Origin of the sequence: Bradyrhizobium sp. BRP23 (genome assembly GCF_020194135.1) — a bacterium.
Classification (GTDB): domain Bacteria; phylum Pseudomonadota; class Alphaproteobacteria; order Rhizobiales; family Xanthobacteraceae; genus Bradyrhizobium; species Bradyrhizobium yuanmingense.
The window spans coordinates 560,111-586,157 of sequence record NZ_JADYVW010000002.1; the positions used below are offsets into that span (position 1 = coordinate 560,111).

Sequence of the window (26,047 nt, forward strand, 5' to 3'; positions counted from 1 at the left end):
ATCTTGTGGATCAAAATATTTAATTGGTTTTCTGCTGTGGCGCCGTCGACGACACTTGGTAAGCTGTTGTCTAGTGGCGAAGGCGTAACATCGATTCCGGCATACTTTTGTATATCTTCGACCGCTCTGTGTGGCCCTCGTTCAATGCGGTGCACGAGTGGTTGATCGGACTGAAGAAATTTCCGGCATTTAATTCGCGCGATGCGAATGTGTCTAGGGTAGCTCAGGAAATTACCTTGGGTGAGCCGTCGTGTCGTCGCAAAAAAGCCTCCACCCGCCGGGAAGACGCACCCCAACGGCGCTGCGCCAGCAGAGTCGCACTTGGGGTCGCGTCGCTTGGGGAAACAATTGGGCGCGTGCCAGGGGCAAACCAGATTGAAATTAACAGGAGAAAACTAGATGGCATCCATTCCTCTGACATGGAATGATCCGATGTTTAGCGACCAGACCAATTCGGGGACGGTCTGGCTTGGAAATGGAGAGACGATTTCGGGTGTGAGCATTTCCGACCAGAGCGACACTGTCGCCGTCGGAGGGAGCGGCTCGTTCACCATCGACGACGTCCGTATTTCTTCAAGGGAAGGCGTGCGCATTGGGGGCAGCGGTGATGTCACCATCAACAATACGTACATCGAGACAACGGGACTGTCGGGCGATCACGCCGACGGAATTCAGGCCTATGCTCCCGGCGCCACCGGGAATCTGACCATTACAAACTCGACGATTGTATCGCACGACCAGAATGCCACTGCTGGGCTGTTCATCGCAGATGGTTATAGCGGAACGTTCACTTTCAATAACGTGGTGTTCGACGGTGGCCCATTTGGTCTGCGCATTGCCGCGGACGCAGGAGCCGGTCACGATGACTACCTCGCCCTCAAGGACGTGTATTTTGTGGGGCCATTTGCGTATGGCGCGCTTTGGTTGGAGGAGGTCAATGCGAACATACACATCACGCAATGGGAGAATGTTCGCTACGCAACGATCGTGGACGGTCAACTCATCCCGGGCGACCTTATCCCGCCTCCGCTTCCGGTTGAAGGACCGACCGCACCCAGCACGCCGACCGTGCCGGATGCTCCGACTATCGCGTCGTTCTCGACCGACAGCGGCACCGCTGGCGACAAGATTACCAACGACAATACCATCGAGCTCAAGGGCACCGCGGCTGCCGGCAGCACGGTCAAGATCTACGACGGTACGACCCAAATTGGTTCGACGACTACGGACTCGAGCGGCAGTTGGGACTACATCACCAAGATCCTGACCGACGCCAAACATACGCTGACCGCAACGGCGACCAGCTCGTCGGGTCAGACCAGCGCGGCGTCGTCTGCGTTGGCAATCACTATCGATACCAAGGCTCCGACTGCGCCGACCATTGCCAGCCATACCGTGAACACCGCCAATCAGGTGGTGATGTCGGGCAGTGCCGAAGCGAGCAGCGTCGTGAAGGTGTTCGACGGCACGACCCAGATCGGGACCGCGACTGCCAACAGCACCGGCGGGTGGAGCTATACAACCAGCGCCCTTGCGGCCGGTTCGCACAGCCTTACCGCGACGGCAACGGATGCAGCAGGCAATACCGGCCCGGCGTCCACTGCGTTCACCGCCAGCATCACCGGCACCTCGGCGCCAGCCACACCGACCTCGCCGACGTCACCGACGTCGCCGACTGCCGGCACGGTGGTCGAGTCAGCTGGCGCGACAACTCTCGTTGAGAGCGGCGGCAAATATTACCTCAATGGCAGCACCGGATCGGGCCCCACGCTGAAGGACAACGGTGTGCAGTTTGTGAAGGGGTCGGATGGCACCTGGACTCCCATCGGTGCGGAGAAGACGGCGACGGGCTATGTGGTTGCGTGGAAGGAGACGAGCACGGGTCAGTACACGGCGTGGAACACCGACAATAACGGCAACTACGTGTCCCATGTCAGCTCCCTGACCGGCTCCACAGACGGTGGCTCGGTGTCGGGTACTGACTCTGGCCTTAAGTCGCTCGAGACGAGCTTCCATCAGGATCTGAACGGTGACGGGCAGGTAGGTACTTCCACTGCGACCATCCCGACGTCGCCAACCCCGACGACTGGCAAGGTCGTCGAATCGGCTGGTGTGACAAGTCTCGTTGAGAGTGGCGGCAAATACTACCTCAACGGCAGCACCGGCACTGGCCCGACACTAAAGGATGACGGCGTGGATTTCGTGGGCGGGTCCGATGGCACCTGGACTCCCATTGGAGCGGAGAAGACGGCGACGGGCTATCAAGTTGCCTGGAAGGAGACGAGCACCGGTCAGTACACGGCGTGGAATACCGACAATAACGGCAACTACGTGTCTCATGTCAGCTCCCTGACCGGCTCCACGGACGGTGGCTCGGTGTCGGGTACGGACTCTGGCCTCAAGACGCTGGAGACCAGCTTCCATCAGGACCTGAACAGTGACGGGCAGATCGGTACGTCCAGCGTAGCTACGTCATCCACTGCAACCGGTAGCAACGCGGCTATTGCGGGCAGTACGTTCATCGCTTCGCCGGGCAACACGACCCTGACCAGCACTTCCGGCGATGACACCTTCGTTGGCAGCAGCCAGGCCGATACTTTCGTGTTTGGCGCGAACTTCGGCAACGACGTCATCAAGGGCTTCGTTGCCCGCGGACCTGCTCACGACACGATCGAGTTCAGCAAGAGTGTGTTCGACAGTTTTGCCAGCGTTCTTTCCCACGCGACCCAGTCCGGCACCGATGTCGTGATCGCGACGGGGAGCGATACGCTCACGCTGAAGAACGCCAAGCTCGGCTCGTTGACCAGCAACGACTTCCACTTCGCGTAGGGGACGGCATCCACAGAGAGCAATCTTCAACAACTGCCTTGGGGGATCTCTTGAGGGATCTTCCAACAAAGGCGCGTTTCAGGGGCAGAAGCCATGATTGACTTTGGACGGCGGGGGGTATTCCCCCCGCCCGCAAATCTCTATCGAATTCCATTTCTTCACATATCAGGACTCTGGTCAGCCGGACGGCAGTGGGCGGAAAACGCTCAACTGCAGACGCCGCAACTGATCGGCTGGGCAAAGGGCCTGATCGAAGTGCTGCGGTCACGGATATTCGCTGGTCGACCCCGGCCAGTGGATCACTATGACGAGTCGCAGTCAGAGTTGTCGGCGTTCCTGCGGTCTTGCCGCCGGATCTTCTGGGCGCTAGCGGCATTCAGCGGCATGAGCAACCTTCTCATGCTCACCGGCTCGTTCTTCATGCTGCAAGTCTATGATCGGGTGCTGCCCGGACGCAGTATACCGACTCTTGTCGCTCTGTTGGCTCTGGCAACGGTGCTCTACCTGTTTCAGGGCGGGCTCGACTTCGTCAGGAGCAGGATCAGCGCCCGGGTGGGCCGGTATTTCGATGAAAGTCTCGGGGTTCGCATCTTCGAGGCTCTTGTTCGCCTGCCTTTGAAGACCAGAGCGGATGGCGATGGCCTGCAGCCGGTGCGGGACCTCGATCAGGTCCGCAGCTTCCTGTCGAGCGGCGGGCCGACGGCGCTCTTCGATCTGCCCTGGATGCCGATCTATCTCGGCGTCTGCTTCCTCTTTCACTTCTGGATTGGCATCACTGCGCTGGCTGGTGCGTTGGTGCTGGTGGGCATTACGATGCTCACGGAAACGCGTACCCGAGGTCCGGCAAAGGCGAGCTCGCGTCTTGCCATTTCGCGAACTGCCCTCGCGCTCGAGGGACGGCGCAATGCCGAAGTTCTGCAGGCCATGGGTATGCGGCAACAAGCGGCTTTGCGTTGGCAGGATGCCAATGCAAAGTACCTCGCAGCCCATGAACGGGCCAGCGATGTCGCAAACGGACTCGGTGGTGCCTCGAAGATTTTCCGCGCGATCTTGCAATCGCTGGTTCTTGCCGTTGGCGCCGTCCTCGTCATCAACCAGGAATCGACGGCCGGCATCATCATTGCCGGGTCGATCCTCACCGCGAGGGCCCTTGCGCCTGTCGAAATGGCAATTGCGAACTGGAAGGGGTTCGTCGCGGCGCGCCAATCGGGACAACGGCTCGATTACTTGCTGAAACTTCTTCCTCAGGAGGAGGAGCGGTTGGCATTGCCTGCGCCTGTGGAAACCCTTAGCGCCGAGAACCTCTATATCAGTGCTCCGAACTCCGAGAGACCCACTCTCAGCGAAGTGTCATTCCAGCTGCGGAGTGGGCAGGCGGTCGGAATCATCGGTCCGAGCGGATCCGGCAAGTCGACGCTGGCGCGTGCGCTGGTTGGCGTGTGGCCGTGCATTCGAGGCAGGATCCGGCTCGACAACGCCGCCCTCGATCATTGGTCTTCGGACGACCTCGGCAAGCACATCGGTTATCTGCCCCAAGACGTAGAATTGTTCGACGGCAGCATTGCGATGAACATTGCACGCTTCGACCCGAACGCAACCGCCGCCGCTGTTCTGGAAGCCGCCCGCGCCGCGGGCGCGCATGATCTCGTCCTCTCACTGCCGGACGGGTACAGCACGAAGATCGGCGAGGGAGGGCTGGCGCTGTCGGCGGGGCAGCGGCAGCGTATCGCGCTTGCGCGCGCTTTTTACGGCAAACCCTTCCTGGTCGTGCTTGACGAACCATCTTCCAATCTCGATGCGGAGGGCGAGGAGGCTCTGACAGAGGCGATCCTGAACGTGCGACGCCGCGGAGGGATTGTGGCCGTTGTCGCTCATCGGCCGAAGGCGCTGGAAGGTGTGGACCATGTATTGTGCCTCGGCGAAGGCAGAGTTCAGTCCTTCGGCAAGCGAGAGGAGGTACTCAAGAGAGTGCTGCGGACCCCGGTGCCGCTGAAGGTCGTCGCAGAAGCTCAAGGAGGCGGCCGATGAACGATCAGATAGCGCCGGCGTTGCAGTCCATCCAACGTTACATGATCGTCGGAATGATCATGTTCGCCTTGGTGACTTTTGGGGTCGGCGGCTGGGCGACGACTTCCCAATTGTCGGGCGCGGTGATCGCGCAGGGCGTGGTCGTGGTGGATTCGAGCGTCAAGAAGGTCCAGCACGCCACGGGTGGAATCGTCGGAGAGTTGCGCGTGCGCCAGGGCGATCGGGTCAATGCAGGCGACATTCTGATCCGCCTCGACGAGACGCAGACGCTCGCGAATGCGACGATCGTCACGAATAGCATCGACGAATTGCTGGCACGGCAGGCCCGTCTCGAGGCCGAGCGCGATAGTGCCGAGCAGGTCGTGTTTCCAAAGGTACTGCTCGACCGGGCCAAAGAGAGCAACTCCGAGGCAAGCCGTGCAATCGCCGCGGAGCGGAAGCTGTTCGACCTGCGTCGTCAGGCGAGGAGCGGCCAAAAAGCGCAGTTGCAGGAGAAGAGCGCGCAGTTGGAGAACGAAATCAAGGGCTATATGGGGCAGACGGAGGCCAAGCAGAAGGAAGTGGAGTTCATCCGACAGGAGCTGGAGGGCGTGCGCAGCCTCTGGCAGAAGAACCTGGTGCCGATCACCCGGCTCAATTCCCTCGAGCGCGACTCCGCCCGCATCGAGGGCGAGCGCAGCCAGCTCGCAGGAATGATCGCTCAGTCGAAGGGCAAGATCTCCGAAATCGGACTCCAGATCATTCAGATCGACCAGGACCTCCGTACCGAGGTCGGCAAGGACCTGATCGAAACCCGCTCGAAACTCTCCGAGCTGGGCGAACGCAAGACTGCGGCGGTGGATCAGTTGAATCGGGTCGATATCCGGGCGCCACAATCCGGTCGCGTCCACGAGCTCAGCGTCCACACGGTCGGGGGGGTGATCTCTCCGGGCGAGCAAATCATGCTGATCGTTCCTGACGCGGACTCGCTCGCGGTCGAAGTCAAGATCGCACCGAAGGATATCGATCAGGTCTACGTGGGGCAGACCGCTACAATGCGCTTCGCAGCGTTCAACCAGAAGACCACGCCCGAAATCGACGGCGAGGTCAGCATGGTCTCGGCGGACATCACGCAGGATCAGCGTGCCGGCACGAGTTACTACACAGGCCGCGTCTTGCTGAAGACGGAAGAGCTGGTGAAGCTCGGCTCGGCCAAGTTGCTGCCCGGCATGCCTGTCGAGGTCTTCATCAAGACGGCAGGGCGGACCGCGTTGTCCTACCTGCTCAAGCCGCTACACGATCAGGCGCAGCGCGCATTCAAAGAGCGCTGAGCCCTTTGGATTTGAAATGACACAGCCCCGAGTGGACCCGCACTCGGGGCTGAGAGGAATCTCAAGAGTTTGTCCATTGCTGCGAACAACATTGATGTTCAAGACGAAAAAGAAGCCCAAATGAAAAGATAACGACGGGCTTGCAGGCGTGCCGTGAGCTGAGTGAACACCGAGGAGAGCTGCTCGCTGCGGATGGCTCGCCGCTCGTCGCATTGCATCCGAAGCCTATCGTTTGGCTTCGACCGCCCGGAGCTCAAGATTGCGCCGCGAGATTGATCGAGTCGATGCGGGGTAGACCGCAACGTTGGCCGCATCAACGAGCACCGAGCTGACGACGAGCCCCTGCAATGCGGCTGGAGGTGGACGGCGTGGCTTGAGGGGGCTCTGGCCGCCAGGAACGAGCCACAAGGGTGGACAGCTTTCGCACCTTCGTCAGGCTTGATTGGGCGTGTCTGAGCAGCCGCCAGAGATTGGCTGGGGTGAGCCTGGCAGTACCGATCCACGTCGTCAGCGCCGACAGCAAAGCTCCTGCGCGTGCACGGACCGAGTATGGCGCAGGCTTGCTGTGTTGGCCGGCGGACCAGCTAGCTGCCCGGCGGTGCAGCCCGCTCAGCACATCCATTCGCTTGCTGTGCAGAGTCATCGCTGTGACGAAGACAAGCAGGATGGCTTCAGCCCCCAAAATGACGAGCAGTTCTTCCGGCATGTGCAATCTCGATTGTGAGGCGGAGAGGTCGTTCGGAATACGATCTGCCGGGGGGCGCATTGAATCAACGATTAATTCGTCGGAATCGTTAAATCGTCGCCTATTTCTGAACGCTGCCGAGCAGCTCATAGTGGCCGGCGATGCGGCCGGGCCGGGACGCGTCTGCGGGGGCGATCTGCTTGTGGCTGTACTGAATAATGCGCAAACGAATTATTTCTTCCTGCCGATTATATTTAATTGACAATTAAATTAAATAAATTAAAGATGAAATATGGTTGCCGCGGGACTGTCGGTGTCAGCCTGCCAGCGGATCCGAGCCTCAGTTTTGCGTTTGCGAGGGGATCGGCAGATGTATCGAACCTTCGGCTCCGTCGTGGCGGTCGCTATCATGCTCGGAGGAGTTCAATGGGCGGGGGCGGGGCGCATGTCCTTGCCGGCGACGCCGCGGTCAGGGCAGCACATTGAACTGGGAAACCCGACGCTGCCGCCCCTTGCGTACACGGTGTTCTGCCTGCGCTACGAGGCGGAATGTCTTCCGCCGCGCTCGTTTCGCGGTGGGCCGATCCGGCTGACCGAGGACCGCTGGGCGGCTCTGCAGGAGGTCAATCGCGCGGTCAATCTCGCCATCGTGCCGGCGCGCAACGAGCTCGGCCTTGCCGGCGAGGAATGGGTCATCAACCCGAAGCACGGCGATTGCAATGACTACGCCGTGAGCAAGCGCCACGAATTGCTTCGGCGCGGCTGGCCTGCGCGAGTCCTGCTACTGAGCGAAGTCGTCGTCAGTTCCGGAGAGCACCACCTCGTGCTTCTCGTGCGCACGCGAAATGGCGATTTCGTTCTCGACAATCTATCACCCGAAATCAAACCATGGTCGCGCGTTCACTATCGCTGGGTTCGGGTACAAATGCCACGCCACATTCTGTGGGCGAGAATCGAAGGGAAGGGAGCATGAACCCGACAACCATTCAATGAAATATCTCTGGTTAAGATCGCCTGCGGTGTGAACGCGCAATCCGCATGGTCGCAATCATTTGAAGGGGAAATCTGTGAAGAAATTATCGCGTTGGCGAGGCTTTGGCTGGGCGCAAATAGCCGCCGGCTTGTGTTACGCCGGTTCCGCACTGGCGGATCAAACACTTTCCTCCAGCCAAGCGCCAGGTCCTGCCTCCTCGCGTTTGCCTTCTCCTGCGTCGGCTCCTCCACTCTCATTTGATGACCCCCGCTTTGCTGGAAATTCCTCCGAGCCATACACCCGTTACGGGAAGTTCTTCAGCAACGGTGAAGTCGTCGAGCATCGTTCCTGGGATCACAACAACGATGGAAGCTCGGTCGTTTGCGGGGATTGCACTCTGAAAAATTCCCGCATTCGATCCAACGAGGGATTCCGGTGTATTGGCTCCGACGGTATTGGCGGCATCAACATTGATGGCGTCTACATCGAAACCAAAGGTTTGCCGGGCGATCACGCAGACGGGCTTCAGTGTTATGATCCTGGCAAAACCAACGCCATCACGGTTCGCAATACAACATTCAAGACCTACAACAACACCAATGCAACGGCCGGATTCTTCTACGCTGATGGATTAGGGGGCTCAGTTAGCTTTGAGAACGTCCTGTTCTGGGGCGGACCTTACGGGTTGCGAATGCATCCCGATGGCATGAACGTCACTGTTTCCCTTAAGGATGTGTATTTCGTTGGCCCGTTCCTATACGGCGCATTTCTGATCAACAATGCGGGCGGCGGAACAATGACGATCACCAAATGGGAAAACGTCAGGAGTGCAACCATCGTCAATGGCCAGCTCGTCCCGGGGAGTTTGCTTCCTCAGCCTCGGATCCGCTGATCCATTTTCCTGCCCCAGCCCCGCGGCTTGCATTCTCGGGTTAAGGTCGCCCGTCCGGAAATAATAACTTGCAAATTAAATCAATTTAATAATATAAATGTTTAATAGTGGGTTCCGGTCGGTTATGCCATACCGAAGACGAGGAAGGCTGAGCGCGCACTTAGCATGGCCGACCTGGGTCGCCAGGCACTCACCACATTGATGAGCCAATTCCGGATGGTTTGGCGACCATCAGGAAGGACGGGCCTGACAAATCGCGTTCGAGCGAGATGGTTGTCGAAGATGGGTTCGGTCGAACATTGAAGGGGGGCCTGACGTATCGCATGAGGCTGAATCCCATGTCGGATGCAATTTATCGGGCCGCTGAGCCCGACATTTCGATCATCATCGTGAGCTACAACACGCGCACCATGACGCTCGAATGTATTCGATCTGTCTTGGCACAAACAACGACAGTACTCTACGAAGTCATCGTTTTCGATAACGCTTCAACAGACGGATCTCCGGAAGCCATTCGCGCAAACTTCCCTCAACTCGAGCTCATCGCGTCGCAAGAAAATCTTGGGTTTGCCGGCGCCAACAACATCGCCGCGATGCGGGCGCGGGGGCGCCGGTTTCTGTTGCTCAACCCGGACACCCTGATCTTGAATCACGCAATCGATCATCTGCACGAGTTCGCCGATGCGAATCCGCGCTTTGGGATCTGGGGCGGGCGCACCGTGCTGTCTGACGGCCGCTTGAATCCTGGCTCCTGTTGGGGAGATGCCACCTTATGGAGCATCTTCTGTTTTGCTACTGGTCTGACCAGCTTGAAGCGCAGCAGCTCGGTTTTCAATCCCGAAGGATACGGTGGTTGGAAGCGTGACAGCATTCGTGCAGTCGACATTGTCACGGGCTGCTTTCTTCTCATAGACCGCGAACTTTGGAAGCAACTTGACGGCTTTGATCCCGAGTTTTTCATGTACGGTGAAGAAGCGGACTTGTGCCGCCGGGCGCGCAAGCTTGGTGCATCCCCAACCATCACGCCTGCAGCTACCATCATTCATTACGGCCAGTCTTCCGAGCCCGATCAAGCAGAGCAACGCATCAAGGTCCTTGCCGGCCGGATCACGCTGTTGCGGCGTCACAATTCTGCTGCGACGATTCTCGCAGGCAAGACACTGTACATGCTTCTCCCGCTCCTGCGCTTGCTTGGGTACGGAACGGCCGGCCTGGTCTCCGGCAGAAGTGATTTGCGTGAAAAGGCGCGAAACTGGCGCTATGTCTGGCAGCATCGTCAACGTTGGGTGAATGGCTGGAGCAATGTCGGCGTGAGGAGAGCGCGCGGCAATCCGCGCAACGACCGGCCAGAGGAGGTAGCTGCTGTGGAACGTCCGTTAGGGGACGCGTTATCCCGCTCGCGCCAGGGATAGCCACTGATGCGGCGCGACGTTACCATTGTGGTCTATCATCATATCGCGGACCATGAAGACCCGTTAACCGGCAAGCTTGGAGTTGTTACAAGGCCAGAGGTTTTTGAGAAGCACGTCAAGTATTTCGCGCGTCATTTTGACGTGGTGAGCGGATCGGACCTTGTAAGTGGCACTCTGCCGCGTAAACCTTTGCTGATCACCTTCGATGACGCATATCGCTCAGTTCTCGATACCGCGAGTACTGTCCTTAAAACGGCAAATGCACCTTCGCTGTTCTTCGTCAATCCGACAACGTTGCTCGGAAGCAGATTGCCAGTGGATAATATCCTATCGTTGGCAGCGGTGGTGCTCGGTAAACAGCAACTGATAGCTCTCCTGAACATCAGCGAAACCGGACCAACGTCAGTCCCTAGGCTCATCGCCAACGTGATTTCAAAATGGACTCAGGCGCAAATTGCGGAGGCGAAGCAGCAGCTGTGTACCGCAATGGGCACCAATGAATTGGAGCTCCGGCGTACATCGAAGCTTTTTCTTAATATCACCGATATCAAGCGGTTTGCGAGCTTAGGGATTGAAGTAGGAAACCACTCGATGAGCCACACGTTCTTTCGTTCGCTTTCATCGAGCGAGTTGGAGACCGAGATCGTGCAAAGCCGAGAGCTTCTGGAGAAGTTATCGGGACAAACGGTTCAATGCCTGAGTATTCCTTATGGGAATGCATTGGACGCGACCGAAGGTGCGCTGCGGGCCGCACGGCGTAATCACAAGGCGATCTTTCTAGTGCATGCGAAAAGCAACCGCTTTAAACCAGCGGCTGACATTTTCTATCGGATTAGCCTGGGGAACGCCGCGCCAGAAGAGATTCCGTTCAAGCTCCGGATTATGCCTGTACTACGGTGTGCGAGAGATTGGCTATGGTAGCTGGGCAGCCCGAACAAAAGAGAATAGTGATTCTGACGCGGGATGGCCCAGAACATCGTTATGTCGCAAACATGCTTTGCGCTGGACTCTCCATTGACCGCATCATTGTGGACCGGTCAGCACGGAGAACAAGACTGCGGCGCGCCGTACGGAAGGGGTTGGTGCATTTCTTAGGAAAGGCAACCCGTGCTGTCTTTCTCAAGATGATTCGAGACGATGAGGCCCGGACTCGGTCACTTGAAAGTCTGTTGGGGCAAAAGGCTCAAACATTCTATGCATCTGATCGAATCGACTATGTCGAGGGCATAAACGGCACCGCAAGCTTGGAAGTCCTGCGGCAGAGACGCCCCGATGCGATTCTTATTTACGGCACGTCGGTCGTGAAGAATGCGGTCCTCGACTCTGCAACCGATATCTGCATCAATCTGCATACAGGTATTAGCCCGCAGTATCGCGGAACCGCGTGCAGCTTTTGGCCTGTAGTCAACGACGAGTTGGACATGCTCGGTGCGACCATTCACGAATGCACGTCCGGCGTCGACAGCGGGCCGATCTTTGAGACAGTGCATTCGAGATACGAACCAGGGGACGATTTGCATAGGATTTTTGGCCGAGCCGTGATGGTCGGTGCCGAAGCGTATGTACGAGTGGTTCAACGCTATGTGGCGGGCACCTTGAGCGGAGTTTCGCAAGATCTCAGCCTTGGGCGCGAGTACCGTGGAGCCGATTTGACCATTGGTCCGGAATTGGTGGCGCGACGCCGGCTCGCCCGTCTGAGGTCCATCGCCGAAATCTCGATCATTGGTCAAAACGACAGGGTAGTTCGCTGACGCAATCGTGCAAAAGCTCGCCTTATCGACCGAAGTCGTAAGCCGCCCCAGCGGATCGTCATCGATGGGGGAAAGCCGTGACCGGCGCCTGCTAGGACGACGCTGCGAGCCCCAGCGCCGTAACCGCTGAGGGGTCGACCCAACGTCGGATAGTGCCGTCAATCAAATTGGCCCCGTACATCCAGCCATCAGGGCCCTTCTGCATGTCGACGATGCCTTGTACGTTGTCCACCAACTGGACGCTGGTGACCTGCCGGCTTGCGTTCAGGGTCGCAGCGAAGATCGTTCCGTTTTGGACATCGTCGAAAAAAATGGTGTTCTGATTGTAGAAATCCCCCGCGGTAATCACGTGGGCATTGTCGGGGGCCCCGTGGCTTAGAGACAGGATCGGAAATACGGCGGGCGGGTCTGACGTATTGTTCCGATTGCCATTGTTATAGAAGGTGATCGCCTGCGCGAGATTTTGGTAGCTGCCGGTCCTGTCGGGGCCTTCGAGATAGGGCCATCCAAAGTTCGAGCCGGCTGGCCCCGTATTCAGCTCTTCCCAGCTGTTCCAGCCCACATCCCCGAGCACAGGAAGATTAGTAACTGGATCGAAGCTGAAGCGGTACGCGTTGCGAACACCGTAGTAGAACACCTTCGACGCATTACTGTTTGGATCGCTTGCCTGATAGAACGGATTGCCGGGCACTCCCTCACCTGTAACGGGATCGATCCGCAACAACTTGCCCGATAGATTGTGGATGTCTTGGACGCGCACTCCCCGGGGGTCGACGAAGTTGTACGACACGCCATCGCCGACGGTGAGGTAGAGATAGCCGTCCGGGCCGAAATGAACAGCGCCTACGCCGTGCGAATCGCTATCAGTCGCCAGATAGTCACGAATGTTTTGGTTCTGGATGCCGGTCCGATCCGGATCGTTGTCCTGCGATCCACTCTCGATCTGGCTCGCCGGAGCTGTGATCGTGGTGCCGTTGACGATGCCGGAAGGAGCGATGCTCGGATCGCCTGTGCTGTTTACGTCGGGACGGCTCGTATAGGCCCAGATGCTGTTCTTTCCGACCAGCACTACCTCGCTCGCCGGATCGGCAATCATTGTGGTTGGGTCAACGGTGACCCTCACCAGGCGAGCAGGTCGGTTGCCGGCCTGATCGGGGCCGGCAAGGCCGGGCTGGCCCGCCGTTTCGGGTGGATCGTAGGTATAGAGCAGGTAGACATAATGGTCCGTTGCGAAATTCGGGTTCACGGCGATACCCAGCAATCCGCGATCGTTGACGTCATTTACCTCGCTCGAAATGTCGATCAGCGGAGTTGATCGAAGTTCTCCGTTATCCACCACACGCACCACGCCGTCCTTTTGGGCAACCAGCATGTAGCGGCCGTCTGGAGTCCAATCGATCGCCGTTGGCCCGCCGGCATACCCCTGGCCCAGTCCCGTCACGTACGTCTCGCCCGCCAGATTGCCGAGATTGGGGTTGTCATTATCCAGGATTTTCACAGTCGTCGTTGTCTCGGCGCCGAGAGTGGCACCGGTCGGGTTGCTCAACGTGACCGTGAAGGTTTCATCATTCTCCGGTGTCGCATCGTTGAGGATCGGTACCGTGATCGTCTGGGTCACCTGGCCAGCAGCGAAAGTCACCGTGCCTGACGAGGCGGTGTAGTCGGAACCCGCGAGGGCGCTGCCGTTGCTTGTCGTGAAGCCGACAGTAGCTGTTTGACTGGTGTTGCCGCTGCGCAGCAGCGTAATCGTTGCCGTCTGTGTATTCTCGGTAACGCTGATCGCCGCGTCCGCCATTGAGATCGCGACGGGCGAGTCGTTGTCGATGATGGTCACGAGCACTGTGCGCGGGGTCCCGAGAGAACCGGAACCGGCATTCTGAAGCCCGACCGCGAACGTCTCGTTACCCTCGGTGAGCTGATCGTTCACAATTGAGATGGTGAAGCTCTTGGTGCTCTCTCCCGGGTTGAAGACGACCTGACCGGTGTTCGACCGGCCATTAAACGTGGGCTGGATGAAGTCCTGGCCTGCCGTAGCTGTGCCGCCGGTGCCGATTTCGTTCGTCGTGTACTCCACGGTTGCTTGAGATTGGAGGTCGCCGGAGCGTACGACGGTGATGGTAGCCATCCCTCCCGTCTCACTGACATACACTGTGGAACTGCTAAGTAGTGAGATGACGTTGCCCGCAGCGAACACGACGTCGCGGAAATAGTTTGCATTCTGATAGACATTGGTGGGGAAGGCGCCCTTGGACAGGTCGAAGACGCCGGCACCCACCGGGGCGTTCAGGCCACCATTGCTGATGGCTGAGGCGAAGCCCTGCGTGGTGGAGACGTAGTTGCTGTTGATGTTGACGGAGACGATGTAGGTCGTGCCGGCCTGGATGGTCAGCGGCGTGGCGAGCGCCTGCTGCTGCCAGCCCGATGCGCCTTCGTTGGTAAACGTGACCGTCGCCAGCTCCTGGCCGGTAGCCGACCAGATGTGGCCGATATGCGTGCCCGTCTCGCCCGGAGCCTTGTAGTACCGGATTGCCTGGATCGAGCCGGAGGTGTCGCTGGTGAAGCGCATCCCCAACTCATAACCTACTCCGTCGCTGGCATTGGTGATGACAGGCGTCTGGGTGGTGAACAGCGTAGTGGTGGCACTCGCAGCGGCAACCGTCGCCGTGGCCGCGCTGGTCACATCCTCGCTGGCGCCGAACAGGTCGGTGTAGGTGGCATTCACGCGGATCCGCTTGCCGACCAGGCTGCTATCGAGGGTGAGGCTCGAGGTCGTGGCGGTCAGGTTCGTCCAAGTGGTGCCGTCGGGGCTGCTCTGCCAGTGATAGGTGATGCTGGCGGGCGCGCCGTCGGGGTCCGTGACGCTGGCCGTCAGGGTCTGGTTCTGGGTCGCGGTGCCGTTGATCGTGACAGCGCCGGGGTCGTTGACGTTGGCCACTGTCGGGGCGGTCGCGGTGCTCACCGGGGCCTCGGTGCTGCCCGAGAGGTCCGTGTAGCTGGCGGTGACCCGTATGAAGCTGCCGACCTGAGCCTGCCCGAGGACCAACGTGCTCGCGGTCGCGCCACTGATGTTGCTCCACGAATTGCCGTTCGCACTCTGCTGCCACTGATAGGAGACGGTGCCCGGCACTCCGTCCGCATCGCTCACGGTCGCGGTCAAGGTCTGGTTCTGCGTCGGCGTCCCGCTGACGCTTACCTCACCGGGGCGGTTATTGGGCTGTGACGAGCCCGCAGCGAACACGACGTCGCGGAAATAGTTTGCATTCTGATAGACATTGGTGGGGAAGGCGCCCTTGGACAGGTCGAAGACGCCGGCACCCACCGGGGCGTTCAGGCCACCATTGCTGATGGCTGAGGCGAAGCCCTGCGTGGTGGAGACGTAGTTGCTGTTGATGTTGACGGAGACGATGTAGGTCGTGCCGGCCTGGATGGTCAGCGGCGTGGCGAGCGCCTGCTGCTGCCAGCCCGATGCGCCTTCGTTGGTAAACGTGACCGTCGCCAGCTCCTGGCCGGTGGCCGACCAGATGTGGCCGATATGCGTGCCCGTCTCGCCCGGAGCCTTGTAGTACCGGATTGCCTGGATCGAGCCGGAGGTGTCGCTGGTGAAGCGCATCCCCAACTCATAACCTACTCCGTCGCTGGCATTGGTGATGACAGGCGTCTGGGTGGTGAACAGCGTAGTGGTGGCACTCGCAGCGGCAACCGTCGCCGTGGCCGCGCTGGTCACATCCTCGCTGGCGCCGAACAGGTCGGTGTAGGTGGCATTCACGCGGATCCGCTTGCCGACCAGGCTGCTATCGAGGGTGAGGCTCGAGGTCGTGGCGGTCAGGTTCGTCCAAGTGGTGCCGTCGGGGCTGCTCTGCCAGTGATAGGTGATGCTGGCGGGCGCGCCGTCGGGGTCCGTGACGCTGGCCGTCAGGGTCTGGTTCTGGGTCGCGGTGCCGTTGATCGTGACAGCGCCGGGGTCGTTGACGTTGGCCACTGTCGGGGCGGTCGCGGTGCTCACCGGGGCCTCGGTGCTGCCCGAGAGGTCCGTGTAGCTGGCGGTGACCCGTATGAAGCTGCCGACCTGAGCCTGCCCGAGGACCAGCGTGCTCGCGGTCGCGCCACTGATGTTGCTCCACGAATTGCCGTTCGCACTCTGCTGCCACTGATAGGAGACGGTGCCCGGCACTCCGTCCGCATCGCTCACGGTCGCGGTCAAGGTCTGGTTCTGCGTCGGCGTCCCGCTGACGCTTACCACACCGGGGCGGTTATTGGACTTCACCGGCACGTCAGTTGTACTCCCCCAGCTAGTCAGCGTGAATACATGCTATCTAAAATAGCAACACCAGCTGTACGGGTTGTAGTTTCGGTCGCGGCAGTCACGTTGGTTTCGCATTTAACAATATAAATAACATTAAAAGTATTAAATCGGAAGCGGTTTTTGACTTTGGAGTAGCGCCGTTCGTCAACTTCCTCTTGAGCTTGAAGAAGCGGGCGTGCGTCACGGATTTCGTGCACTCAGCGGGATGTGCCGTTTGCCCAGCTTCGAACGCACTCGCGATGTGCAACTCTTATGGTTTCATCCGCTTCGCGATTAGGTCGGCGAACTCACCCAGATTCCGCGCCGCCTCGACCTCGCCAACGCGAAATCGAACGCGAAACTTCTGCTCGACGGCGATCACGAGCGAGATCTGCATGAGCGAGTCCCACTCATCGACGTCCGCCGCCGAGAGCTCGGGGGTAGCCGCGATCTTCTCGAGGAAGATTCCGTCGAATACTTCCTGCAACTTCGCTAATACTTCAGCCTGTTTCATAAGCTCTCCGGGCAACATCTATCTTTGTCGAACGCACCTGATACTTCCTCACCTCCAGCTCGAACTCTTTTCGGGTTGCGGAGTCTTCCGTACGCGCGAAACCAAACTCCTCGTAGAATTCGGCGACGATCCCGTTTTTGGCCGTTGGGAGATAGATGCCCCGCACTTTCGTGCAGCCGGCAGCCGCTGCGAGCCGGAAAATCTCATTCATGATCTCGTCCTCGACCTGGCGCTTCAGCACGCGGCAACTCATGAGCCAGGTATCGAGAACGAAGACGCCACCATCGATCTTTGCAATGACTACGGAGATGAGCCCGGAATCACCGAATCTATCCTCGAGCCGCATCGTGAAGCACCGGTACTCCGGCCTTCCTAGGAGCGCCTTAATCTCAGTCTCGGACCGACGGGCCGTCGTCAGGTTGAACTGGTTGCTGCGCGCGATCAGCTGGGCGATGCGAGGAACATCGAGCGAGTCGAATTCTTTGATCGTGCCTCGCATCTCAAGTGAGGCGAGGTAGGCAGGCATGTCGGTGACGCTCGCTGCGAGCTCCGTACGTCGCCGTTCTTGCCTGTACTGCGCCGTCCGCTCGAGATCCTCCTCGGTGATGGTCCGTGGCTCGAAATGACGTCCGGCCTGGATGCGAACGATGAATTCGGCGGGGTCCGGCCCGAGGAGTACACCTGTAACCAACGGCTGAAACTGGCGCACGATCTCGATTTCCGCCGGGTTGTCGTCGGCAAACACGAAGCTGTCCAGGCCAAGGCGGAGTTCCTCCGCGATCCTCTGCAGGTTGTCCGACTTCGGGTCCCAATTGGCTTTGAAGGCCGCGAAGTGCTCCAGCCGGACAACCATCTCAGGATGTTTCTCGAATACCTCGATTGCGCGTGCATGGTCGTTCTTGCTGCATACCGCAAGCAGGACGCCGCGTTGGGAAAGTCCAAGCAGGTACCTCTGGAAATCCTTGAACGCTTCACCACGGGGGGACGAGTAGCCAAGTTCGATTCCCTCGATACCGTCCTCCGCGATCACGCCGCCCCATAGCGTTTGATCGAGGTCGATCGCCAGGACCTTCTTGGGGCTCTGCTTCCGGGAGGCGATCAGATGGCTTAGCTCTTGCGCGATGTCGACGAGAAAGTCAGGTGAGCCGAGCTGCTTCGATTCATACCACGCTCGCGCATCCGCCGCGGCTGAGATCCCTCGCTGCGCCGAGAGGAACTCGACGTCGCAGATTTGCACCTCAGCTGGGGCCCGAAGCCCGAGCTCGAGATTGACCGCCTTTCGGAAACTCCAGTCGGTGCCAAGCGTACGTGAACGAAACGAGCCGAGATCGAGGCCGTCGGGCAGCGCAAGATTGGCGAGGATCGCCGCCGCACCGGAGCGCACGGTGAAAGTCTGCGCGAGGTTGAGGAGGTGCTCAGCGGCGCGGACTGCGGCTTCGCGCTGATGTTCGACGTCATCGAGGAGCGAGCCTGAAAACCGGCAGTGGCTCGCGTTCGGCAGTATGAAGGCGAGATCCGGCTTGAAGGCGTACAGTGAGCTCGAGCCGTCAAGGATCTCCGAGACGAAATTATCGTACTCGCCGAGGAAACGTTCGCACTCGATCCCACGAATGGCCAGCAGATGTTCAACCAGTTCGTGCAACGGATAAAGGTTGTAGCCGCCTATGAGGGCGAGGCGGAGTCTTGGCTGGACGCTTCCGGGTGCATAAAGCTTCGCCTTTTTTCGAAGCGTCGACAGAAAGAACAGCTCGGAGAAGCTCGTCGCTTGCCGCGAGCGGGCGACAAGATGCCCCCAGGACGTGGCATCGCCTGACAACGCCAGGGACTTGAGTTCGGCATCATTGATGCGCCGGTCCGGCTGGGGTGCTGCAGCGAGAATGGCGAGCCTCCGTCAGGACAGCGACTTGATGTGATTGTCCCCTACGCTAAATGATGATATGGCTCGGGTCAATTAAATGTATTTAAATAACTGATTAAGGTATAATAAATAGATGATGGTGCATGTCAGGCCGGAGCCGGTGAGCCCAAGCACGCTTTCCACGAAAGCCGAGAATCTCAAACTGCTTCCCGGAGGAAATAACCTGCTTCTCCGAGAGCTCCGGCTGGAGGACTCCGCGCAAGTCATCGCTTGGCGGAATGATCCCGTTCTCGGTAAGTTCCTGACCCGCGAGAAGCTGACCTTGGCTCAGCAGGAAGAGTTTTTCCGGAACTATCAAGCGAGGGTCGACGATTACTATTTCATTGCCGAATTCAAGCGCTCGAAGAAGCCGGCTGGCAGCATCGCGCTGGCGAACCTGGATTTCGCGGCGGGACAGGGCGAAGTTGCGCGGTTGATCGTCGATCCTGCCGCGCGCCTTTTCCTGGCAGAGATGTTCGACCTTTTACTCGAATTCGCATTCGAGCAGCTGGGGCTTTCGGCCGTCGTGGCCAACGTTCAAAGCCGGAACAAAGCCGCGAAGAACTTTCATATTCGCCTCGGCTTCCAAATTGAAAAGGTTGCGCCGAAAGCTTGGTGGAACGGCGACGACGTGATTACGTTTCGGATGTCGCGCGCAGACTATCCACGGCTAAAACAGGCCTGGTCGGCGCTGCTCCTCGATGCACGAGAGGGTTAAACTGTTTGAGCAACCAGCCAGATTCCGCTCGACGCCGCCCGTCTCCTTAGGCTGCCAGGGAAGGGAGGAGCAGCGCATGGATTTGCAGTTTCATCACATGGGAATGGCGTGTCGAAAGATCGCGGCGGAGCTGTCCGAGCTCGCGGTCGTTGGCTACAGTCCTGAAGGCCCCATGTTCGAGGACCCCATCCAGCAGGTTCGGATTCAGTTTGTATCAGGCGGCGGTCCGCGCCTGGAGCTCATTGAGCCGATCGGCGCACAATCGCCTGTGGCAGGTATCTTGAAGCGCGGCAGCAAGTTCTATCATCTTGCTTACGAAGCAGCTCGCTTCGACGACGCGATCGCTTGCTTTAGGTCGGAGCAATATCTTCCTGTATCGTCACCCGCGCCGGCGGTCGCGTTCGACATGCGCCGCATAGTGTTTCTTGCCTCCGCGACGCTCACGCTCGTTGAGCTCATCGAGGCGAGGGCCTAGCGCGAGTTGGCGATTGATCCGGATGCCAGGTAACGATTTGCGCGAGCCCGTCAGACGACACAGCTCCGCTGCGCCGAACCCATTCAGCAGCGCGCAGGCCGCCGGCCTGCAGTCTCACGACCGGCTCGGGGCCAAGCTCGGACAGCAGAATGCCCATGTGCCCTGATCCCGGAGACGTTGTTGGCCAAACGCCCAACCCATTTTCTGACAATACGGTTCGATCGATGTCGCCCCAAAACTGCACGACAATGGCGCCAGGGGGCGCGCACGCAACGAGGTGAGCTGTTTCCGGCGCGCCGATGCGAGGCTTAGCCGCCGGTCGCAGCGCAACGATGATTGCGTCCCATTGGTCGTGATACAAGCTCTGGACGTCCTCGAAGACGTCCACGCTCGCTCCGGAGCTCACGAGACCGGAGCGAAGCGAGCCAATGAAGTCGTTGTCGCACAGCAGGGCAATGCGATTCTTGTAAGCGGATAAGCCGCTATCGTGCAGTTGCTTCACGCACAGTGGACCGAGAAACGAGAAGACATCGACTGACGGGTGACGTTCGTTCACGCCGACGATTGGAATTCCGCGCCGCAAGCATGCGTCCATGTCGAGGTCCTCGGAGCGAAATTCCCAGGCCTCGTACATCAAGGCGATGACGGCTTCCTTTGGTAGCTCATCAATAAGCGCAGCGGTCAGAGGCCGAAGATGGCCGCTGTTGGTTACGATATCCGTCTGATGGATGATATCGGGAGTGATCTGCTCCAGGATGTCTATGCGATCGGCCACGCCGACCGAATCTGCGAGCTTGAGGGTCTGGTCCATGGCTTCAGCCGAGGTGCCGTGCCGCGTAGTTTTCGTAAAGGCATAGACGTGCCTGGCTCCGGCCATCGCTGCGAGAACGGCCGTCACGGCATAGGCCCCGGTCGCAGCCTCGGTGAGAACCGTTAGTTCCGAAAGGTCTAAGAGAGTTTCGGTGAGGGCGCGGCTCATCAGGGTGCCCAGACGTGGCAATGAGAAGCCTGGTCGTAAGGTGGTGTCGAAGCGAGACCGCAATTGCCCGAACGCTACACCGGACTCGGTCCCGATCATGAAATCGCCTCTCGGTTTCGTCAGGTGGGAAAGCGGTCGCTTGGGCGCATGTGCGGCGACTGCTCTAGCCCCGTTTTGCGCCGAAGCGGCGCTGAAGAGCGATGTGCCGCCTCATTTAATACATTAAAATATAAAAGTAACGCGCTTTGTGCATATAAGTCGTTTGGTATAATCTGCCTCTGGACCTCACTTTGCGCAGGAGTTCACCGATGCGCCGCGACGGGAGTGTCGGCATGCGATAGTACTCAAGGTGTTATTTGCGTAGACAATTTAAAAGGCGAGATTAACATATTTACTTGCGACGCATCCAAAACCGCTTATTTTCTATGACCATCGCAGGGAGAGCGCCGATGAACCCGACTGACTCCAATAGTGAAGACCGCCGTGAGTTCTTGAGAAGCTGCGGAAAATTTGCCGCCGTCACTCCTCCTGTGATGACACTGCTGCTTTCGACCTCTCTGACCTCATCCGCCATCGCTAGTTCTGGTGGAAACGTTGTGCAGGGCAATAATGGCAAGGGCAACGGTGGTGGGGACGGCAGTCCTAACGGGAAAGAAGATAGCACTCGCTAAAGTGGCGCCTGGCGGCCCAGCCCTGACACCACCGTCCCGGGGACCGGTCGGAGGTTCAGCCGGCCCGGCGGCGCCGTTGTGCGGACGAACGGTCGATCAGGAGATCGTTTAGCTTCTTGCCGGCGCGAAGCTGCGCCTTCAGCCATCGAGGCTGCTTACCACGGCCGGACCAGGTTTCGGACGGGTTCTTAGGGTTCTGATACTTCGGCAGCACGGGAGGGTAGGGGCGGCGTGCACGTCCCTCGGTCTGCCCCCCGGTCTTACCTTCGATCTTGCGAAGCCGCTCTTCGAGCTTGGCTTTTTCCGCGGTCATCCTGCGACTAAGAACAGCAGTGACCTCATCGTAGAGTCGCCACAGCTCAGCTGTGGTCATAGATGCCCAATCATCGTTCTCCATGGAAGCCGTCCCCACTACCTCCGAACCGAAACAGGAGGGGGGCTTATCAGGTCAAACCGGGGTCCGGCAAGCACGATCACCCGTGCCGCTGCGCCAGTGTGCGTGGTGGTCGGAGTTACCGGCTGGGCCCGTGCCTCCGAACCAGCGGTCGCTTCGCCCTCCGCCCCCGGGCTCGTCGCCTCGGCGCAAGCAATCGCTGCTCGGCCTTCGACACGCGGCTACGCAAGTTCTGCAATTCAGTGAATTGAATGATGAGAGCCTGATGAGTTTGACGCAAAACTGCTGAAGAATACATGTGACCACCTACTCATTGCCAACGATGCCCTCCCTGACCGCTCATTGAAGTTGCTGAATTGACGAATATGCAGCTCCAATATGGGTGACCGGATTTCGTCGTTGCTACACTGGCTGCGCGACGCAGCCGTTTTCGTGCTTTACTAACCAGCTTCGCCTTGATGAATAGTATTACTTTTCCTCCCTTCAATAACGTGGCTTTTTGAACGATCTCGTGTTCGTCGAAACTTCGTCGAATGTTAGATTTGAATCGTGAATGACCCAATATATCGTTGGTAATAACGGTGCCAACGAAGTTAATTGGATGTTGACCATCATGACACAGCAGCCGATCCGTGCGCCTAGACATTCTACGGGAGAATTTTCTGATCGAATCTATCATGCGTTGTCGAAATTTGGCTTTCGTCTACAAGCTTGCGGCCTCGAATGTTGAGCACCGCATTCTTACGGTGCTGCGCATACTTGCCGGTCAAGTTACCGTGGCGCAGTCGTCGAACGTTCGGCTGTCTAGGATTTGAGACTGTGTGACATTGTCGCCGAGCGGACCCGTCATCCTCGCGTTTCGAAGAAATTGTTGGATTAAACGGCTGCACGGGGGGTTCTTAGCGATAGGCAGGGGAAGCATGCACCGCACCAGAATTGTCATCGCGGATCGACATCCGATCGTTTTGCAAGGGATCAGGAGCGTTCTTGCAGCGCAGCGTGATTTTACGATCGTTGCGTCCTGCAGCGATGGCGCAAGCTGCAATGAGGCAATCCGATTTCTTGTGCCGGACGTCGCGCTCGTCGATGCTGCACTGCCTGATGTCAGCCGGCAGCAGATCCTCGCTCCCGCAAGCGCTTCAGGCCCAAGTCCCGCGGTAGTCTTTTTCGCCGGTGTCGCGGCGGATTGTGAGTTGCAAAGGCTGGCCTTGGAGGGCGCCTGCATCGTCCTCTCAAAGGATTCGGATGCCGAGATGCTGGTCTCAACCCTGCGGAAAGCCGCCCAGGGCCAAGCAGCGGCCTCGCCGAGCGCATGGCTAGCCAATGATGACGCCCGCCCCGATGAGAAGCCCCTGGCGCAACTGACGGACCGGGAGCGGCAAATCATGCGGCTTGTGTCGGAGGGTCTATCGAACAAGGAGATTGGACGTCGGTTGAACCTTGCCGACGGTACGATCAAGGTCCACCTTCATCATATCTTCCAAAAGCTGGACATCAGCAATCGCACGATTCTCGCGGCATTGGCGATTTCGCGAAACGAGCTGCATGCCGCGTCACGTAAGATGGATCCCCCTGATCTGTTGCATCAGGATCCGGCGAGCGTGAAATAATGGGAGTGTCTGGCTCTTCCGAGCGTGCGCGGGGGTTATCGCGGCGCCAGAAGCCCAGCCATGTCGCTGCAGGCCCCTTCGGCCTCGGCTAACGTTCGAAAGGGCGAACCGCCAATCTTGATTGCGGCCTGGTTTTTGTGGAGCGGACGCCAACTCGCCAAATAGCCGGCGCGGCCATGAAAGCCGGGGCCTCTCGGGCTTCCGAAGCTGATCACGAACGAGAAGCCCTCGCTGGTTGCGCTCCAGATCTCCATGTCGCGGACAGACCGGTGGAATTGCAGTGGCATCGTCATCATCCCTTGCAATCGAGCTTGCGCTCGACGTCCGTTAAAACGCAAATTAATCGTATTAAATGGCGAGCGCAACTCCGAAGCTGCGCCCGAAGGCCAGGAAGTACAGGAACGAGTACGGAAATTGCCCACGATCAATTGACGGCGCACGTCAAGAAACACCACTCACATAAAGAAAATTATCGGTTGAAAATACATTTAATGTATAATACCGTAATTAATATTTTAAACCGAGGAGAGCGTGTTGTGACCCGGGACGGCAACGAAGATGACGACCGGCGGGCGTTCTTGAAAACCTGCGGAAGATTTGCGGCCGTCACACCCCCAGTGATGACTCTGCTTCTATCCACTTCCCTGACCTCAGGAGCCATTGCAAGCTCGGGGGGCCTGCGTGGAGTGACGCAGAAGGATGGGAGGCAATCGTCGTTCTTCGATAACGACCGGTCGTCCGTATCGGGACCGGGGAGCTCCAGCGGCGGGTCAACAGGGGGCGGGGGAGCCCCTGGCGGGGGCTCTGCTAAATCATCTCGCGCCGGAGGAGGGGCAGCCGGTGGCGGATCCGGCGGTAGCGGCGGGTCTGGCGGTGGCGGAGGCAGTGCGAAAGGGCCTTTCGCAACCGGCGGCAGCTCTGGAATTCCAAACGCAAGTGGTGGGCTCGATTGCGCAGAAGAAGACGAGGAAAAGCGCAAGGCCGAGTGTCCGGGAGCTAACACCAGGATTTCGAGTGCAGCCGAATCCAGCCGATAGCAGTCTTCTCAGCCCATGCGTGAGCCTGCGGCGCCGTACGGTTTGGCAGGGCTGGACCTTTCTTAAACTCCGGCCGAGTCGTCCCTTGTTGCACCGCCGCAGCGCGATTTGCGGTGTAAACACTGCCAAATGTTCATGCGATTGTGGTGAATTACATACTTTTCCTGACCTTATGCGACTTCTTCTCAAGACCTCGATCAGGAGCGTGTCATGAATATCCGCGTTCGAGCGGAGAGTCCTGCGGCGCTGCTTCGAGAACGTCTCGAGGCGCTGGTGGCAGAGCTTGCGGAACTTGAAAAGCTCAGAGAGCGGGTAGGTCGAGAGGAGAATCTTCAGCGCAAGCTGCGCAAGGCGGGCAGCGCCAACAACCCCGCTCGGACCGCGGGTGGGCCTTCCGGCTTCGCACAGGCAAAGCTCATGGCCATACCGCTCATTCGCAAGAAGTCGGGCTGTTGTGACGAGCGTCCCAAGGCGAATGGATGACGGGAATTTTCGTCCATTGTTCGCTTCGGCCGGGAGCCGGCCGCAAAGTCGAAAAAAATGCCACGCAGGATCGGACGTTTGCAGCGACTGAGCTTCGCGCGGTTTGCCGGATGGCGCGGGCACATGCGGTGGTTCGCGAAAACGAACTGGTTCTAAGAGCCTGTCCCGGCTATTCGGCTGCCAGGCGAGCGGGAGGCGCTCCGCGCTGGAGGCCTATGAACGAGCCCGACCGTGCTCTGCGAGACGATCCGATCGATGCTGCGGCTCATGACCTTGTAGCATTCGCATGCCATGGCTTCGAGCCGCGGCCGATCGATTTCAAGCTGGCCACGTCGATTGGATCTTAGCGCTCTTGATGTTCGCATTGTGCTCACGACATGTGTGACGGTGGTGCGGCGGACGCCCAGCAATTCCGACAACGTTTCTTGGGTCAGCGGGAGGAGATCGCTGCCATTTGCCCGATCGTGAATGTGAAGCAGCCAGCGCGCCAAGCGGGCTTCGACGGAATGTAATGCGTTGCAGGCAGCCACGTGCTGGAGTTGCGTCAGCAACGATCTCGTGAACACTTGCACCATCGCTGCGACGGCGGGGCTGCAATGTTGCGCTGTCAGGAATTGCGCAGGCGAGATCTGCAGCGCGGTCCCGGCGATGCGAGCAACGGCCGTCACGGGCGAGTGGGATGCGCCAAGCGCTGACGTCAGACCCACAGCCCCTTCATGCCCCACTATCGTCGTGGCGACCGTCTGCCCGTTCGGCAGCTCCATGATAGTGGCTATCGCGCCGCTCAGGGGGAAGAAAAGATGTTCGATCCGATCGCCTGATCGGACGAGCACCGTATCGCGCTCGATGACGATCTTCCGCAGATGAGGTGCAAGCAAAGCAAAATCCGCCGGCGGCAACGCTGCTAACAACCGATTACCAACCCTGGTCGCGTGGTCCATCATGGGATCAACCCCCGACGGATGTTCGGCGCGAGAACTCATGCCGGCTCGTCGAGCTGCTGTCCGGCGTGCAGCTCAACAGCAGTCAACTGGCAACCACAGATATGGTTCCTGCGATGAAGGCTAGCATGCGCTGGTCTGCCAATCGCAGGAACGGCTTGCGCCC

General features: G+C 58.9%; 20 protein-coding genes and 1 pseudogene. 14 read left to right on the plus strand and 7 right to left on the minus strand.

From position 1 onward, the window contains the following. Positions 1–399 precede the first annotated feature (399 nt). From I6F24_RS07070 to I6F24_RS07080, 3 genes are all read left to right on the plus strand, one after another. Positions 400–2,829, plus strand: a complete 2,430-nt coding sequence (locus I6F24_RS07070; protein WP_225114267.1) for an Ig-like domain-containing protein — start codon at positions 400–402, stop codon at positions 2,827–2,829. Positions 2,830–2,922: 93 nt separating this feature from the next. Beyond that, complete coding sequence (locus tag I6F24_RS07075) at positions 2,923–4,857, plus strand: type I secretion system permease/ATPase (RefSeq protein WP_225151498.1); 1,935 nt, start codon at positions 2,923–2,925, stop codon at positions 4,855–4,857. After that, positions 4,854–6,167: an HlyD family type I secretion periplasmic adaptor subunit gene (locus tag I6F24_RS07080; RefSeq protein WP_036029191.1), complete on the plus strand. Its 1,314-nt coding sequence runs from the start codon at positions 4,854–4,856 to the stop codon at positions 6,165–6,167. The genes I6F24_RS07075 and I6F24_RS07080 overlap by 4 nt, the downstream gene beginning before the upstream one ends. A gap of 313 nt (positions 6,168–6,480) precedes the next feature. Here the strand turns inward: I6F24_RS07080 and I6F24_RS07085 are convergent, their stop codons facing one another. Then, the gene (locus I6F24_RS07085) at positions 6,481–6,873 is read right to left on the minus strand and encodes a hypothetical protein (protein ID WP_225151500.1); all 393 of its coding nucleotides are present in this window, start codon (positions 6,871–6,873) and stop codon (positions 6,481–6,483) included. A 349-nt stretch (positions 6,874–7,222) separates the two neighbouring features. On the opposite strand from I6F24_RS07085, the gene I6F24_RS07090 reads away from it, so the two are divergent. From I6F24_RS07090 to I6F24_RS07110, 5 genes are all read left to right on the plus strand, one after another. Continuing rightward, positions 7,223–7,825, plus strand: a complete 603-nt coding sequence (locus I6F24_RS07090; RefSeq protein WP_036029196.1) for a transglutaminase-like cysteine peptidase — start codon at positions 7,223–7,225, stop codon at positions 7,823–7,825. 94 nt (positions 7,826–7,919) lie between these two features. Next, complete coding sequence (locus I6F24_RS07095; RefSeq protein WP_146207716.1) at positions 7,920–8,717, plus strand: hypothetical protein; 798 nt, start codon at positions 7,920–7,922, stop codon at positions 8,715–8,717. Positions 8,718–9,055: 338 nt separating this feature from the next. Next, positions 9,056–10,129: a glycosyltransferase family 2 protein gene (locus tag I6F24_RS07100; RefSeq protein WP_225151502.1), complete on the plus strand. Its 1,074-nt coding sequence runs from the start codon at positions 9,056–9,058 to the stop codon at positions 10,127–10,129. 6 nt (positions 10,130–10,135) lie between these two features. Then, positions 10,136–11,050 (plus strand): polysaccharide deacetylase family protein, encoded by a 915-nt coding sequence (locus tag I6F24_RS07105; protein ID WP_225151503.1) that lies wholly within the window; start codon positions 10,136–10,138, stop codon positions 11,048–11,050. Next, positions 11,044–11,880: a formyl transferase gene (locus I6F24_RS07110; RefSeq protein WP_082641484.1), complete on the plus strand. Its 837-nt coding sequence runs from the start codon at positions 11,044–11,046 to the stop codon at positions 11,878–11,880. Before I6F24_RS07105 ends, I6F24_RS07110 begins: the two co-directional genes overlap by 7 nt. Positions 11,881–11,971: 91 nt before the next feature. Here the strand turns inward: I6F24_RS07110 and I6F24_RS07115 are convergent, their stop codons facing one another. The 3 genes from I6F24_RS07115 to I6F24_RS07125 form a co-directional block, all read right to left on the minus strand. Beyond that, positions 11,972–16,150, minus strand: coding sequence for a DUF4082 domain-containing protein (locus I6F24_RS07115; protein ID WP_225151505.1), 4,179 nt, complete (start codon positions 16,148–16,150; stop codon positions 11,972–11,974). Positions 16,151–16,433: 283 nt separating this feature from the next. Then, the gene (locus I6F24_RS07120; protein ID WP_225151506.1) at positions 16,434–16,676 is read right to left on the minus strand and encodes an acyl carrier protein; all 243 of its coding nucleotides are present in this window, start codon (positions 16,674–16,676) and stop codon (positions 16,434–16,436) included. Then, positions 16,663–18,492: an HAD-IIIC family phosphatase gene (locus tag I6F24_RS07125; RefSeq protein WP_225151508.1), complete on the minus strand. Its 1,830-nt coding sequence runs from the start codon at positions 18,490–18,492 to the stop codon at positions 16,663–16,665. The genes I6F24_RS07120 and I6F24_RS07125 overlap by 14 nt, the downstream gene beginning before the upstream one ends. Before the next feature lie 175 nt (positions 18,493–18,667). Here I6F24_RS07125 and I6F24_RS07130 point away from each other — a divergent pair, with 175 nt between their 5' ends. Both I6F24_RS07130 and I6F24_RS07135 read left to right on the plus strand, forming a co-directional pair. Next, positions 18,668–19,291: a GNAT family N-acetyltransferase gene (locus I6F24_RS07130; protein ID WP_225151510.1), complete on the plus strand. Its 624-nt coding sequence runs from the start codon at positions 18,668–18,670 to the stop codon at positions 19,289–19,291. A 76-nt stretch (positions 19,292–19,367) separates the two neighbouring features. Next, entirely contained in the window at positions 19,368–19,766 is a 399-nt protein-coding gene (locus I6F24_RS07135; protein WP_225151512.1) for a VOC family protein, read from the plus strand. Here the strand turns inward: I6F24_RS07135 and I6F24_RS07140 are convergent. Next, the gene (locus I6F24_RS07140; protein WP_225151514.1) at positions 19,747–20,844 is read right to left on the minus strand and encodes a hypothetical protein; all 1,098 of its coding nucleotides are present in this window, start codon (positions 20,842–20,844) and stop codon (positions 19,747–19,749) included. The two genes, I6F24_RS07135 and I6F24_RS07140, sit on opposite strands and share 20 nt — an antisense overlap. A gap of 350 nt (positions 20,845–21,194) precedes the next feature. On the opposite strand from I6F24_RS07140, the gene I6F24_RS07145 reads away from it, so the two are divergent. Then, entirely contained in the window at positions 21,195–21,416 is a 222-nt protein-coding gene (locus I6F24_RS07145; RefSeq protein ID WP_081493985.1) for a hypothetical protein, read from the plus strand. Positions 21,417–21,471: 55 nt separating this feature from the next. Here I6F24_RS07145 and I6F24_RS07150 read toward each other — a convergent pair whose 3' ends face one another. After that, the gene (locus tag I6F24_RS07150; protein ID WP_036013661.1) at positions 21,472–21,813 is read right to left on the minus strand and encodes an H-NS histone family protein; all 342 of its coding nucleotides are present in this window, start codon (positions 21,811–21,813) and stop codon (positions 21,472–21,474) included. A gap of 917 nt (positions 21,814–22,730) precedes the next feature. Between I6F24_RS07150 and I6F24_RS07155 the strand changes: the two genes are divergently transcribed. The 3 genes and pseudogenes from I6F24_RS07155 to I6F24_RS07170 all read left to right on the plus strand — a co-directional run bounded on the left by I6F24_RS07155 (position 22,731) and on the right by I6F24_RS07170 (position 24,940). After that, the gene (locus tag I6F24_RS07155) at positions 22,731–23,420 is read left to right on the plus strand and encodes a response regulator transcription factor (protein ID WP_225151516.1); all 690 of its coding nucleotides are present in this window, start codon (positions 22,731–22,733) and stop codon (positions 23,418–23,420) included. 491 nt (positions 23,421–23,911) lie between these two features. Further along, positions 23,912–24,316: pseudogene (locus I6F24_RS07165) on the plus strand (hypothetical protein); the annotation flags it as partial. Positions 24,317–24,667: 351 nt separating this feature from the next. Beyond that, positions 24,668–24,940: a hypothetical protein gene (locus I6F24_RS07170; protein WP_225125028.1), complete on the plus strand. Its 273-nt coding sequence runs from the start codon at positions 24,668–24,670 to the stop codon at positions 24,938–24,940. 152 nt (positions 24,941–25,092) lie between these two features. Here I6F24_RS07170 and I6F24_RS07175 read toward each other — a convergent pair whose 3' ends face one another. After that, positions 25,093–25,884 carry a Crp/Fnr family transcriptional regulator gene (locus I6F24_RS07175; RefSeq protein WP_225125328.1) on the minus strand — a complete coding sequence of 264 codons (792 nt, stop codon included), beginning with the start codon at positions 25,882–25,884 and terminating at the stop codon, positions 25,093–25,095. Between the last annotated feature and the right edge of the window lie 163 nt (positions 25,885–26,047).

Bases quoted from the DNA above. Each gene is read 5' to 3' on its own strand.
- I6F24_RS07070 (WP_225114267.1), top strand. From the start codon at position 400: ATGGCATCCATTCCTCTGACATGGAATGATCCGATGTTTAGCGACCAG.
- I6F24_RS07075 (WP_225151498.1), top strand. From the start codon at position 2,923: ATGATTGACTTTGGACGGCGGGGGGTATTCCCCCCGCCCGCAAATCTC.
- I6F24_RS07080 (WP_036029191.1), top strand. From the start codon at position 4,854: ATGAACGATCAGATAGCGCCGGCGTTGCAGTCCATCCAACGTTACATG.
- I6F24_RS07085 (WP_225151500.1), bottom strand. From the start codon at position 6,873: ATGCCGGAAGAACTGCTCGTCATTTTGGGGGCTGAAGCCATCCTGCTT.
- I6F24_RS07090 (WP_036029196.1), top strand. From the start codon at position 7,223: ATGTATCGAACCTTCGGCTCCGTCGTGGCGGTCGCTATCATGCTCGGA.
- I6F24_RS07100 (WP_225151502.1), top strand. From the start codon at position 9,056: ATGTCGGATGCAATTTATCGGGCCGCTGAGCCCGACATTTCGATCATC.
- I6F24_RS07105 (WP_225151503.1), top strand. From the start codon at position 10,136: ATGCGGCGCGACGTTACCATTGTGGTCTATCATCATATCGCGGACCAT.
- I6F24_RS07110 (WP_082641484.1), top strand. From the start codon at position 11,044: ATGGTAGCTGGGCAGCCCGAACAAAAGAGAATAGTGATTCTGACGCGG.
- I6F24_RS07120 (WP_225151506.1), bottom strand. From the start codon at position 16,676: ATGAAACAGGCTGAAGTATTAGCGAAGTTGCAGGAAGTATTCGACGGA.
- I6F24_RS07130 (WP_225151510.1), top strand. From the start codon at position 18,668: ATGATGGTGCATGTCAGGCCGGAGCCGGTGAGCCCAAGCACGCTTTCC.
- I6F24_RS07135 (WP_225151512.1), top strand. From the start codon at position 19,368: ATGGATTTGCAGTTTCATCACATGGGAATGGCGTGTCGAAAGATCGCG.
- I6F24_RS07140 (WP_225151514.1), bottom strand. From the start codon at position 20,844: ATGATCGGGACCGAGTCCGGTGTAGCGTTCGGGCAATTGCGGTCTCGC.
- I6F24_RS07145 (WP_081493985.1), top strand. From the start codon at position 21,195: ATGAACCCGACTGACTCCAATAGTGAAGACCGCCGTGAGTTCTTGAGA.
- I6F24_RS07150 (WP_036013661.1), bottom strand. From the start codon at position 21,813: ATGGAGAACGATGATTGGGCATCTATGACCACAGCTGAGCTGTGGCGA.
- I6F24_RS07155 (WP_225151516.1), top strand. From the start codon at position 22,731: ATGCACCGCACCAGAATTGTCATCGCGGATCGACATCCGATCGTTTTG.
- I6F24_RS07170 (WP_225125028.1), top strand. From the start codon at position 24,668: ATGAATATCCGCGTTCGAGCGGAGAGTCCTGCGGCGCTGCTTCGAGAA.
- I6F24_RS07175 (WP_225125328.1), bottom strand. From the start codon at position 25,884: ATGATGGACCACGCGACCAGGGTTGGTAATCGGTTGTTAGCAGCGTTG.